The 12,889-nt window shown below is 73.1% G+C and carries 8 protein-coding genes; 2 read left to right on the forward strand and 6 right to left on the reverse strand.

The window, feature by feature from the left end; all coding sequences use genetic code 11:
• Positions 1-99: 99 nt before the first annotated feature.
• The 4 genes from ilvN to ACIQCJ_RS07125 all read right to left on the reverse strand — a co-directional run bounded on the left by ilvN (position 100) and on the right by ACIQCJ_RS07125 (position 6,949).
• The gene (ilvN, locus tag ACIQCJ_RS07110) at positions 100-627 is read right to left on the reverse strand and encodes an acetolactate synthase small subunit (RefSeq protein WP_188284938.1); all 528 of its coding nucleotides are present in this window, start codon (positions 625-627) and stop codon (positions 100-102) included.
• A gap of 36 nt (positions 628-663) precedes the next feature.
• Positions 664-2,541 carry an acetolactate synthase large subunit gene (locus ACIQCJ_RS07115; RefSeq protein ID WP_355348116.1) on the reverse strand — a complete coding sequence of 626 codons (1,878 nt, stop codon included), beginning with the start codon at positions 2,539-2,541 and terminating at the stop codon, positions 664-666.
• A gap of 216 nt (positions 2,542-2,757) precedes the next feature.
• The gene (locus tag ACIQCJ_RS07120; RefSeq protein ID WP_355348113.1) at positions 2,758-5,586 is read right to left on the reverse strand and encodes an EAL domain-containing protein; all 2,829 of its coding nucleotides are present in this window, start codon (positions 5,584-5,586) and stop codon (positions 2,758-2,760) included.
• Between the two features lie 418 nt (positions 5,587-6,004).
• On the reverse strand, positions 6,005-6,949 hold the full coding sequence (locus ACIQCJ_RS07125; protein ID WP_401723107.1) for a 2-hydroxyacid dehydrogenase: 945 nt from the start codon (positions 6,947-6,949) through the stop codon (positions 6,005-6,007).
• Positions 6,950-7,041: 92 nt separating this feature from the next.
• On the opposite strand from ACIQCJ_RS07125, the gene ACIQCJ_RS07130 reads away from it, so the two are divergent.
• Positions 7,042-8,034: an aldo/keto reductase gene (locus ACIQCJ_RS07130; RefSeq protein WP_355348110.1), complete on the forward strand. Its 993-nt coding sequence runs from the start codon at positions 7,042-7,044 to the stop codon at positions 8,032-8,034.
• Between the two features lie 163 nt (positions 8,035-8,197).
• Positions 8,198-9,352: a PQQ-dependent sugar dehydrogenase gene (locus ACIQCJ_RS07135; protein ID WP_401306191.1), complete on the forward strand. Its 1,155-nt coding sequence runs from the start codon at positions 8,198-8,200 to the stop codon at positions 9,350-9,352.
• 15 nt (positions 9,353-9,367) lie between these two features.
• Here ACIQCJ_RS07135 and ACIQCJ_RS07140 read toward each other — a convergent pair whose 3' ends face one another.
• Together ACIQCJ_RS07140 and ACIQCJ_RS07145 are read right to left on the reverse strand one after the other, a co-directional pair.
• On the reverse strand, positions 9,368-12,379 hold the full coding sequence (locus ACIQCJ_RS07140) for an AAA family ATPase (protein ID WP_402710930.1): 3,012 nt from the start codon (positions 12,377-12,379) through the stop codon (positions 9,368-9,370).
• A gap of 161 nt (positions 12,380-12,540) precedes the next feature.
• The gene (locus tag ACIQCJ_RS07145; RefSeq protein ID WP_355348101.1) at positions 12,541-12,762 is read right to left on the reverse strand and encodes a hypothetical protein; all 222 of its coding nucleotides are present in this window, start codon (positions 12,760-12,762) and stop codon (positions 12,541-12,543) included.
• Positions 12,763-12,889 lie beyond the last annotated feature (127 nt).

Raw genomic sequence — 12,889 nt, forward strand, 5'->3', positions numbered from 1 at the left:
TCGGGTTGTACGGCCCACCGTACGACGGGTGGGGACACGGGGGTTGCGGGGTCTCGCCATACGGATTCGGGCGAGGAGGCGTTACGTGACGCCGCGGTGCTACGCGGAGCGGTCCAGCGCGCGCAGGCTGCGGTCGGTGATGGAACGGGCGCCCCGGCCGACGGCGATGGTGCCGGACTGGACGAGTTCCTTGATGCCGAAGGGCTCCAGCATCTTGAGCATGGCCTCCAGCTTGTCGGCGCCGCCGGTGGCCTCGATGGTGACGGCCTCCGGGGAGACGTCCACGGTCTTGGCGCGGAAGAGCTGGACGATCTCCACGATCTGGGAGCGCGAGTCGTTGTCGGCCCGCACCTTCACCAGAACGAGTTCGCGCTGAACCGCCGACGCGGGGTCGAGTTCGACGATCTTCAGCACGTTGACGAGCTTGTTGAGCTGCTTGGTGACCTGCTCCAACGGCAGTTCGTCCAGCACGTTGACCACGATGGTGATGCGGGAGATCTCGGGGTGCTCGGTGGTGCCGACCGCGAGGGAGTCGATGTTGAAGCCGCGCCGGGAGAACAGCGCCGTGATCCGGGCGAGGACACCGGGCTTGTTCTCCACCAGGACGGAGAGGGTGTGCTTGGACATGGTCGGGATTCCTTCTCTCACGTGTCCGCGGTCGCTTCAGTCGTCCAGCTCGTCGCTGAAGTCCGGGCGGACGTCGCGGGCGGCCATGATCTCGTCGTTGGAGGTGCCTGCGGCGACCATCGGCCACACCATCGCGTCCTCGTGGACGATGAAGTCCACGACGACGGGGCGGTCGTTGATGGAGTTGGCCTTGGCGATGACCGCGTCCAGCTCCTCGGGGGTCTCGCAGCGCAAGCCCACGCAGCCCATCGCCTCGGACAGCTTCACGAAGTCCGGGACGCGGGTGCCGCGGTTCTGGATGGAGCCGACGCCCTGCGTGGAGCCGGGGACGTTCTCGGCGCCTGAGTGCAGCACGGTGTTGGAGAACCGCTCGCCGTAGAAGAGGTTCTGCCACTGGCGGACCATGCCCAGCGCGCCGTTGTTGATGATCGCGATCTTGATCGGGATGTTGTTGAGCGCGCAGGTGACCAGTTCCTGGTTGGTCATCTGGAAGCAGCCGTCGCCGTCGATCGCCCAGACCGTGGCGTCGGGGCGGCCGGCCTTGGCGCCCATGGCGGCCGGGACCGCGTAGCCCATGGTGCCCGCGCCGCCGGAGTTGAACCAGGTGGAGGGCTTCTCGTACTTGATGAACTGGGCGGCCCACATCTGGTGCTGGCCGACGCCCGCGGCGAACAGGGTGCCCTCCGGGGCGAGTTGGCCGATCCGCTCGATGACCTGCTGCGGGGACAGGCTGCCGTCGGAGGGCAGGTCGTAGCCGAGCGGGTAGGTGTTGCGCCAGAAGTTCAGGTGCTCCCACCAGCCGGTGTAGTCGCCCTTGTGACCGGCCTCGTGGTCGGCCTGGACGGCGACGATCAGATCGGCGAGCACCTCGCGGGCGTCACCGACGATCGGGACGTCCGCGACGCGGTTCTTGGAGATCTCGGCCGGGTCGATGTCGGCGTGCACGACCTTGGCGTACGGCGCGAAGGTGTCGAGGCGGCCGGTGACGCGGTCGTCGAAGCGGGCGCCGAGGGCGACGATCAGGTCGGCCTTCTGGAGCGCGGTGACCGCGGCGACGTCGCCGTGCATGCCGGGCATGCCGACGTGCTGCGGGTGGCTGTCGGGGAAGGAGCCGAGCGCCATCAAGGTGGTGGTGACGGGCGCGCCGGTCAGTTCCGCGAGGATGCGCAGTTCGCCGGTGGCGCGGGCCTTCATGACGCCGCCGCCGACGTAGAGCACGGGGCGCTTGGCCTCGTTGATCAGCCGGGCGGCCTCGCGGATCTGCTTGGCGTGCGGCTTGGTCACCGGGCGGTAGCCGGGCAGGTCCTGCTGCGGCGGCCAGGAGAACGTCGTCTCGTTCTGCATCGCGTCCTTGGCGATGTCGACCAGGACCGGGCCGGGGCGGCCGGTGGAGGCGATGTGGAACGCCTCGGCGATGGTGCGCGGGATGTCGGCCGCGTCGGTGACCAGGAAGTTGTGCTTGGTGATCGGCATGGTGATGCCGCAGATGTCCGCCTCCTGGAAGGCGTCGGTCCCGATGGCCTTGGCGGCGACCTGCCCGGTGATGGCGACGATCGGCACCGAGTCCATGTGGGCGTCGGCGATCGGCGTCACGAGGTTGGTCGCGCCGGGGCCCGAGGTGGCCATGCACACGCCGACCTTGCCGGTGGCCTGCGCGTAGCCGGTGGCGGCGTGACCGGCGCCCTGCTCGTGCCTGACCAGGATGTGCCGGACCTTCGCGGAGTCCATGAGCGGGTCGTACGCGGGCAGGATCGCGCCCCCGGGAATGCCGAATACCGTGTCGGCGCCAACGGCCTCGAGGGAGCGGATGAGCGACTGCGCGCCCGTCATGCGCTCGGGGGTGGCTGCTGCGGCGGGAGCCGCGCTGCGGGTCCGCGGCTGCGGATGGTGGGACCCGTTGGCCTGCTCGGTCATCTGCGTTCTCTTCTCTCGAAGATGGGGGTGATGAGGGTTTTGTGGGGGTGTCCGACGGGGGCCGGACAACAAAAAACCCCTCGTGCCGTGAGGCAAGCGAGGGGAGCGCGTCGGTGCGTGTGCGAGGCTGTACGGCCTCGGTCAGCCGACGCGCTTTCCAAGTACGAGAATTCGGGTGCGCATGGCCTTGACCTTCCTCCCGGACCCCGGCGGGTGTCAAGCCGGTGGGACACGCGTCTCAGTATTTGAGCGACGCGAGGGCAGCGGAAGTCCGTTCGATGTGACCTGTTCACGGGGTGTTTCCCGCGGTACGGGATAGCCGCCGCGGGTCAGCGAGCCGCGCAGCCGGTGCTCGTCCAGCGGCCCCGAGAAGGCCATGCCCTGGCCGTGCGTACAGCCCATGTCGCGCAGGACGTGCAGCTGCTCGGGGCGGTCCACGCCGTCGGCGACGCTGCCCACGCCCAGGTCGTGGGCGATCCGCAGCAGACCGCGGGTGATCTTGTGCAGCCGGGCCGACTCCACGACGCCCTCCACGAAGCAGCGGTCGAGCTTGACGAGGTCGACGGGGAGTCTGCGCAGCGCGATGAGCGAGGCGTAGCCGCCGCCGAAGCCGCCGAGCGCGATCCGTACGCCCATCCTGCGCAGCGCCGACAGCCGCCGCTCTAGGTCGTCCAGGGCGATCCGGGGGTCGCCGCCCGCCAGCTCCAGGACGAGGCCGCCGGGGGGCAGTCCGTGCCGGGTGAGCATGGTCTCGATGCCGGACACGGGGAGGTCGCGGTGGAGCAGGCGGTGGGCGGGGAGCCGGACGGCGACGGGGACGGTGTGACCGGCCCCGTACCGCAGCGCCGCCTGCTCCACCGCCTGTTCCAGCAGCCACCGCCCCAGCTCTAAGGAACGGTCGGTGTCCTCGGTGGCGCGCAGGAATTCGGCGGGGGTGAAGAGGATGCCCTGCGCGGACCGCCAGCGGGCCTGCGCCTCGACGGAGGTGACCCGGCCGCTGTCCAGTTCCACCACGGGCTGGTGGAGCAGGGTGAACTCGCCGTCGTGCAGCGCCTTGCGGAGCCTGCCGGCCAGTTCGGTGCGGCGGACGACGTCGGCCTGCATCTGCGGCGCGTAGACCTCGACGCGGCCCTTGCCCGCCTGCTTGGCGCGGTACATCGCCAGGTCCGCGTTGCGCATCAGCTCGCCGGGGGTGGCGCCGGGTTCGGCGAAGGCGATGCCGATGCTGGCGGCGACCCGTACCTCGCCGCCCTCCACGCGGTACGGCTCGCAGAGCACCGACCGCAGGCGCTCCGCGATGTCGAGGATCTGGAACTCGCGCTCACGCGGGTCGGCGCTGGCGCCGCAGACCAGGGCGGCGAACTCGTCGCCGCCGAGCCGGGCCGCGGTGTCGCCGGAGCGCAGCGCGTCCCGTATCCGCCGGGCGGCCTGGACCAGCAGTTCGTCGCCCGCCTGGTGGCCGACCGTGTCGTTGACGGCCTTGAAGCCGTCGAGGTCGACGTAGAGCAGGGCGGCGTGGGCGTCACCGGCCCTCCGGCCGCTCAGGGCGCGGGTGACGCGCTCGGTGAACAGCGCGCGGTTGGGCAGGTCGGTGAGCGGGTCGTGCGAGGCGTTGTGCTGCAACTGGGCCTGGAGCCTGACGCGTTCGGTGACGTCCCGGCTGTTGAAGATCAGGCCGCCCTGGTAGCGGTTGACGCTGGACTCGACGCTGAGCCAGCAGTCGTCGGCCATCGAGCCGTCCTGGTTGCGGGTGTGGCCGGAGCGGATGCGGCACTCGATCCGGGTCGCGGGTTCGTCACCGGGCGGCGCGGCGAGGAATCTGCGGACCTCGTGGACGACGCGTCCCAGGTCGTCGGGGTGGATGTGCGCGGCCAGTTCGGTGCCGACCAGTTCCTCCGGGTCGCGGCCGTAGACGCCCTGCGCGGCGGGGCTGACGTAGCGCAGCACTCCGGTGGGCGCGGCGATCATGATGACGTCGCTCGACCCCTGGACCAGGGAGCGGAAGTGGTTCTCCTTCTGGGCCAGTTCCTGGGTGAGCGAGATGTTGTCGAGCAGCATGATGCCCTGGCGTACGACGAGGGCGAGGACGACGGTGCAGCCGGTGAAGAGGACGACGCGGTCGCACTTCTGGCCGGTGATCACGTTGTAGAGGATGCCGAGGGTGCAGACGGCGGCGGCCAGATACGGCGTGAGGGCGGCGAGCGAGCCGGTGACCTTGCGGGTCGCGGTAGCGGTGCGCCGCACCGGGTCGGTGCGGGTGCCGGTCCACGGCGCGTACGCCAGCAGCATGCTGCCCGCGAACCAGCCCGCGTCGAGGATCTGGCCCGAGCGGTAGTGCTCGCGCAGGATCGGCGAGGTGAACAGGGCGTCGCACAGCACGGTCATGGCGAGCGCGGCGATGGCGGTGTTGACCGCGGCGCGGTTGGCGGCCGAGCGCCGGAAGTGCAGGGCGAGCACCATGCTGACCAGGACGATGTCCAGCAGCGGGTAGGCCAGCGAGAGCGCCATGCGGGCGGTGCTCGGGCCGTCCCAGGCCGCGGTGTGGGCGAGCGCCAGGCTCCACGACAAGGTGAGCAGCGAGCCGCCGATCAGCGACGCGTCCAGCGCCAGGCAGACCCAACCGGCTCTGGTGACCGGGCGTTTGGCCAGGACGAGCAGGCCGATGATGGCGGGCGGCGCGAACATCAGGAAGCAGAAGTCGGCGGCGGAGGTCTGCGGCACCGGGCGGCGCAGCACCACCTCGTACCAGCCCCAGATGCCGTTGCCGAGCGCGACCATCGCGGAGGAGACCGCGAACAGCAGCCAGGCGGGGCGGTGTTGGCCGCAGACCTTGCGCGCGTAGACCAGCGAGGAGACGGTGGCGGTGGCCGCGGCGGCGGAGAGTCCGAAGTCGCCCATGACCAGGGCGACTTCGCTGGAGCCCCAGCCGAGCACGGCGCCGGTGGTGTAGCCGCCGCACAGGACCGCGACCAGGAGTTGGGGCAGCAGGCCCGCCCGGCCGCCGCGCGCCGAAGGGCGGGCGAGCACCGCCCCGGTGGAGCTCACCGTGCGGTCCGGTGTCGTCGGCGCGGGCCGAACGGCCGCGGTGTGCTGCTCAGTACGGCGCTCTGGGCCCGCGCGCTGGAGTGACCGGAGTGAATCCATCGGCCGTGCATCGCCCGTCGCCCCCCTTCACTTGCTCGTCGTTCACATCACCGTGGCCGTCCCTCCCGGCCCCGGTGAGTCCCCCGATCGGGACGATACACCAGATCCGTCACTCAGGGACATAGTTCCTCTACTCAGCGTAACCACAGGGAAGATGGCGGACGCGCGTGCGGTCGCCGCGTGCCGAAGGGCCGTCCTCCCCGTGCTGTAGGCGTGCCCGTCCCGCCTCACGCATACGCGTCGGCCGCGCCCCGACGGCCGTGCGCGGGACGTCTCGGTCGGCCCATCGGCCGGTCGGCCGGTCGCTCGGCCAGCCGGGTCAGCTCGTCGCGACGACGTTCTCCAGCGGTTCACCGGCCGCGAAGCGTACGAGCTGCTCGCGGATCAGCCGCTGGGCGCGCGGCAGGAAGGCCGAGGTGCTGCCGCCCACGTGCGGGCTGATCAGCACGCCCGGCGCGTGCCACAACGGGTGCCCCGCGGGCAGCGGTTCGGGGTCGGTGACGTCGAGCGCCGCGGTCAGCCGCCCCGCCCCGGTCTCGGCGAGCAGCGCCTCGGTGTCGACGACCGGGCCGCGCGCCATGTTCACCAGCAGCGCGCCGTCCTTCATCCGGGCCAGGAACTCCGCGCCGGCCAGGCCGCGGGTCTGCTCGGTCAGCGGAGTGGTGAGCACCACCACGTCGGCGGACGGAAGGAGGCGCGGCAGCTCGGAGAGGGCGTGCACCGGTCCGCGCGGCGCGTTCCTGGCGCCGCGCGCCACCCGCACCACCTCGCACTCGAACGGGATCAGCCGCTCCTCGACGGCCGCTCCGATCGAGCCGTACCCGACGATCAGCACCTCGCGGTCGGCGAGCGCCGGGTAGAAACCGCCGTGCCACTCCTCGGCGTCCTGGCCGCGCACGAAGCGCGGGATGCCGCGCAGCGAGGCGAGGACGAGCGCGAGGGCGAGTTCCGCGGTGCTCGCCTCGTGCACCCCGCGCGCGTTGCACAGGCTCACGCCGGGCGGCAGTCGCTCCAGGTGCGGCAGGATGTGGTCCACTCCGGCGCTGAGCGTCTGCACGGCGCGCACCCCGGTCATCCGCGGCAGCGGCAGCGCTCCCGCGGTCGCGCCCTTCATGTAGGGGACGACGTAGAAGGCGGCGTCCGCCGGGTCGGCGGGGAAGTCGCCGTCACCGTCCCAGAAGACGTACTCGAAGGCGTCCGGCAGTCCGTCCACGCCCTCGGGCGGCACGGAGAGCCACACCTGGGGACGGCGGTCTCGGGTCATGTCGTTCATGGTCAGGAGGCTATGACACAGTGGGGCGGCGGCTGGGATCGGTCCGGCGGATCACGAACGGCCCTTTGAGGGAGGACGGTCGGGTGGAGCGCAGGACAATCGGTGCAGCAGCTCTCGAAGTGGGCGCCGTGGGCCTGGGATGCATGCCGATGAGCTGGGCGTACAGCACCTCGCGCCAGGACGGCGAGACGTCGCTGCGGGCCGTGCACACCGCGCTCGACACGGGTTCGACGCTGCTGGACACCGCCGACATGTACGGCCCGTTCACCAACGAGCTGCTGCTGGGGCGGGTGTTGAGGGAGCGGCGGCGCGACGCCTTCGTCTCCACCAAGTGCGGGCTGCTCGTCGGCGAGCAGCACATCGTCGCCAACGGGCGCCCCGGGTACGTCAAACGCGCCTGCGACGCGTCGCTGCGCCGCCTCCAGACCGACGTCATCGACCTCTACCAGCTCCACCGGGTGGACGCCGAGGTGCCCATCGAGGAGACCTGGGGCGCGATGGCGGAACTGGTCGCGGCGGGCAAGGTGCGGGCGCTCGGCCTGTGCGCGGTCGGCGCGCGCGGCAACCGCCGTACCGGCGCGCACCTGCACGACGAGACGATCCGGCACCTCGTACGCGCCCAGCAGGTCTTCCCGGTCAGCTGTGTGCAGGCCGAGCTGTCGGTGTGGGCGGCCGAGGCCCTGGAGTCGCTGCTGCCGTGGTGCGCGGCGCGCGGGATCGGCTTCATGGCCGCGATGCCGCTGGGCAACGGCTTCCTCACCGGCACGCTGACGCCCGGCGGCGGTTTCGAGCCGGACGACCTGCGCGCCCGGCATCCGCGCTTCACCGCCGAGATGATGGCCGCCAACCAGCCCGTGGTGGCGGGACTGCGCCGGGTGGCCCAGCGGCACGACGCGACCGCCGCCCAGGTCGCCCTGGCCTGGGTCCTCGCCCAGGGGCCGCACGTCGTGCCGGTCCCCGGCGCCAAGTCGGCCCGCTGGACGGCCGAGAACGCCGGGGCCGCGCGGCTGCGGCTGACCTCGGAGGACCTGTCGGAGATCGCGGAGCTGCCCGCCGCGCGCGGCTCGTGGGACTGACGCGGGTCTGCCGTGCGGCCCCGGCGGGTACGGGTGATCGGCGGGCGGGACGCCGCTCGCGTGTGATGTGCTGGGGCGAAACGAGGGAGTGAGCGCCGTGAGGTCTTGGAGCGCAGTGCGCCGCGGGCCGGTCCGCCGGACGGCGGCCGGGACTGTGGCCGCCGTGGCCGTACTCGTCCTCGGCGGCTGCTCGTCGGACGGCCCGAATCTCGTCACTCCCCGGCCGTCGGGCAGTGGCGCCTCGCCGTCCGCGCCCTCCCCGAGCGGCGGCACGGCCGGAACCACCGCGCCGCCCGCCAGCCCGTCGGAGTCCGCCGCGCCCGCCAAGGGCACCGCGAAGGTGACCGGCACCGTCGCCTCCGGGCTCGACACCCCGTGGGGCGTCGCGACGCTGCCGGACGGCACCATGCTGGTCGGCTCCCGCGACACCGGCCGGATCGTCCGCGTGGACCCGGTCAAGAAGACCACCAGCGCGGTCGGCACCGTGCCCGGCGTCCAGGCGGGCGGCGAGGGCGGTCTGCTCGGCCTCGCGGTCTCCCCCGACTTCGGCTCCGACCGGCTGGTCTACGCGTACTTCACGACCGCGTCGGACAACCGCATCGTCCGCATGCTCTACGACACCTCGCACGCCGAGGGCCAGCAGCTCGGCGCCCCCGACACGATCCTGCGGGGCATCCCCAGCGGCACCATCCACAACGGCGGGCGGATCGCCTTCGGCCCCGACAAGATGCTGTACGCCGGGACCGGCGAGACCAACCAGCGCGGGCTCGCGCAGGACAAGTCCTCGCTCGCCGGGAAGATCCTGCGGATGACGCCCGACGGGCAGCCGCCGAAGGACAACCCCACGCCCGGCTCCCTCGACTACTCCGACGGCCACCGCAATGTGCAGGGCCTGGCCTGGGACGACAAGGGCCGCCTGTGGGCCTCGGAGTTCGGCCAGGACACCTGGGACGAGCTGAATCTCATCGAGCCCGGCAAGAACTACGGCTGGCCGGTCGTCGAGGGCATCGCGCACCGCGCGGGGTACGTCGACCCCGTCGTCCAGTGGCACACCGACCAGGCGTCGCCCAGCGGGATCGCCTACGCCGCCGGGTCCATCTGGATGGCCGCCCTCCACGGCGCCCGCCTGTGGCGCATCCCCCTCGACGGCGTCCACGCCGCCGCCGCGCCGCAGTCCTTCTTCACCGGCGTCTACGGCCGCCTGCGCACCGTCGTCGCCGCCGACGACGGCACCCTGTACCTGACGACCAGCAACACCGACGGCCGCGGCACCCCCGCCAAGGGCGACGACCGCATTCTGCACCTCACGGTGAGCTGACCCGCGCGGGCGGCGTCAGGACGCCGCCGGGGCGAAGAGGTTCAGCCGGTGGGCCAGCGCGGCGGCCTCACCGCGGGTGGACAGCGAGAGCTTGGCGAGGATGTTGGAGACGTGGACGCTCGCCGTCTTGGGTGAGATGAACAGGACTTCGGCGACCTGACGGTTGGTGAGGCCGTCGGCGACCAGGCGGAGCACGTCGCGTTCACGGGCGGTGAGCCCGAGGGATTCGCCGGGGTCCGCGGCGGGGGGCGCGGGGCTGTCCAGGGGCAGGCGACCGCGCTGGGCCAGTCGGGTGATCCGGTCGCGCAGGGGGCGCGCGGCGAAGGCGTCCGCCGTCGCGTACGCCTGCGCGAGCAGGCACCCGGCCTCCTCACGGCCCTCGGGCCCCGCGGCCAGCAGCGCCTCGGCGTGCCGGTGGCGTACGGCGGCCAGTTCGTACGGCCGTTCCTGGCGGGCGAAGGCGAGCGCGGCGGCGGCCCACAGGTCGGGCTCCGTACGGCCTTCGGCGCGGGCCAGTTCGGCGTCGACCACTAGGGCGTACGCCTCGGCGAGCGGCGTCGGCCGGGACAGTTCGCGGGCGGCGGCGCGGATACGTTCCAGGACGCGCGGTTCGGCGGCGCCGTCGGCCTCGGCGGCGGCTCCCGCGGCGAGCAGGGGCCAGGCGAAGCGGGTGGTCCCGGTGGCGAAGCCGCTGTCGATCGCGCCGAGGAGTTCGCGGCGCGCGTCGTCGTACCGGCCCTGGGCCGAGGCCAGTTGGAGCGCGAGGGTGCGGCTCGGGATGAGGTGCTGCGGCTGCGTGTCGTGGAGGAGACCGGACCGGGCGGCGGACTGGTAGCGGACGGCGGCCTCGGTGTCGCCGAGCAGCAGGGCGAGGAATCCGTGGTGCATCTCGATGCCCGCGCGCGGATACGAGCCGTCGGCGTACCGCAGCGCCTCGGCGAGGGCGACGGCGGCCTCCGCGTACCGGCCGAGCGAGATCAGCGACTCGCCCTCGTTGGTGAGCAGCCACGAGCGGATGCCGAGCGAGACGCGCGCGCCGATCAGCCGCTGGCCCTCGCGGGCGACGGCGACGGCCTCGCGGGAGCGGCCCGCGCCCTCCAGGACGGAGGACAGATTGCCGTAGGTGCGGGCGATGGCGCCGGGCACCGCGTGGTCGCCGCTGAGCAGCCGCCGTACCTCCTCGACCTCCGCGATGCCGCCGTCGATGTCACCGCCGTCGGCCTGGAGCAGGCCGAGGGTGACGCGGGCGTGCAGTTCGGTGTCGCGGGCGCCGGCCTGCCGGGCGTACTCGACGGCGCGGCGCCCGATGTCGACGCCCTCGGCGCCGGATTTGTGCACCATGATCCAGCTCGCGATCATCGTGAGGACCTCGGCGTGCGCGGCGGACGGCGGCTGGCCGCGGACCAGTTCGCGGGCGCGCGACAGCTCGTCCCAGCCGTCGCCGCGGCCGAGCGCCTCGGTGACACGGGAGCGCTGCGCCCAGAACCAGGCGGCGCGCAGCGGGTCGTCGCCGCTGTCGTCGCGGTCCATCAGCCGCAGTGCCCGCTTGGCCATCGCGTGCGCGCGTTCCCGCTCGCCGCCGAGCCGGGCGGCGACGGTGACCTCGGCGAGCAGGTCCAGCAGGCTCAGCGGGGTGTCGGGGTGGCAGCCGCACGCCGGGTACGCCTCCGCGTAGTCGGCGGGCCGCAGCTCGGCGCGGGTCTCCTCGGGGGCGTCGTCCCACAGTTCGAGCGCGCGTTCCAGCAGCCGGTACTGCTCGGCGTACGCGTGCCGCCGCCTGGCCTCGACGGAGGCGCGCAGGACGGCGGGCAGCGCCTTGGCCGGGTCGTGGGCGGCGTACCAGTAACTGGCGAGCCGCGCGGCCCGCTCGTCGGCGCGGACGAGCGTCGGGTCGGCCTCGACGGCCCGCGCGTACCGCCGGTTGATCCGGCTGCGCTCGCCGGGCAGCAGGTCGTCGCCGACGGCCTCGCGGACCAGGGAGTGCCGGAAGCGGTAGCCCTCACCGCTGTCGGAGGGCAGCAGGATGTTGGCGCCCACGGCGGTGCGCAGCGCGTCCAGCAGGGCGTCCTCGTCCAGTCCCGTGATGGCTTCGAGCAGCCGGTACTCGACCGTGCTGCCGCCTTCCGCGACGAATTTCGCCACCCGCTGGGCGTCGTCGGACAGCGCCTCGACGCGGACCAGCAGCAGGTCGCGGAGGGATTCGCTGATGCCGGTGGCGCAGCCGCGGGTGATGCTGCACGCCAGCTCCTCGACGAAGAAGGGGTTGCCGTCCGAGCGGGTGAAGACCTCGTCCACGACGGCGTCCGCGGGCTCCGCGCCGAGGATCGACGCGAGCTGACGGCGCACTTCGGCGCGGCTGAAGCGGGGCAGCTCGATGCGCTTGACGGTCCGCAGCCGGTCGGTCTCGGCGAGGAAGGGCCGCAGCGGGTGCCTGCGGTGGATGTCGTCGGCGCGGTAGGTGCCCGCGATCAGCACGCGGGCGCGCTGGAGGGAGCGGAAGAGATACGCCAGCAGCTCGCGGGTGGAGCGGTCGGCCCAGTGCAGGTCCTCCAGGACGACGACGAGCGTACGGTCGGCGCCGAGCCGTTCCAGCAGGCGAGCGGTGAGCTCGAAGAGGCGGACCCGGCCGTCCTCGTCGTGCGGGTCGCGCGGCAGGCCGCCGCCGGATTCGGCCAGCTCGGGCAGCAGCCGGGCCAGCTCGGCCTCCTGCCCGGCCGCGGCGGCCGTCAGCTCGGCGCCGAGCGCCCGGTACAGGGCGCGCAGCGCCGTCGAGATCGGGGCGAACGGCAGTCCGTCCGCGCCGATCTCCACGCAGCCGCCGACCGCGGTGACCGCGCCGGCCGCCCGCGCGGCGGCCACGAATTCCTCGGTCAGCCGGGTCTTGCCGACCCCCGCCTCCCCGCCGATCAGCACCGCCTGCGGCTCCCCCGCCGCCGCGGCGGCCAGCGCGGCGCCGAGCTTCGCCAGCTCGGCGTCACGGCCAATGAACTCGGGACTCAGCGACTGCGTCTGCACGCTGCCGAGCATCGCACGCCCACGCCTTCCCCCGACACCGATTACCCGGGCGGCGCCTTGCCCGTCCCTCCCGCCGGGCGCGGGAGAGGGGCCGCCCGCCGGGGGCGGCCCCTGCGCCCGCGCACCCGGCAGCGCGGTCGCGGTGGTACGGGCCGGCGCCGGGTGCGGCGCAGTCATGCGGCTTGGTGGCGGGCTCGGCCGCGGGACGGGCGCGGGGAGGCGGGGGCCTCCGCGGCCGAGTCCGCCTCGGTGCCGGTGCGGGCGGCGGTCCTGGTGGTCCTGCGGTTCCTGCGGGCGGCGTCGCGGGCGGCCTTGGCGTCCCGGGCCAGCCGCCAGGCGTCGGCGCGGTGCTGGAGGTCGTCACGGCGGGCCTGCTGGAGTTCGTAAGCGAACATCGGTCTCTCCCCTTGGATGATGTGCTTGTTCCGCTGCCACAAGCTTCGTCTCCAAGGGGGTCCCGCCACATCGGGCAGTTGCCGCAACTCTCGGCCCCAGGGGGCCTTAGACGGCCGCCCCGTACGG

Source organism: Streptomyces sp. NPDC093221 (genome assembly GCF_044753885.1).
Lineage (GTDB): Bacteria > Actinomycetota > Actinomycetes > Streptomycetales > Streptomycetaceae > Actinacidiphila.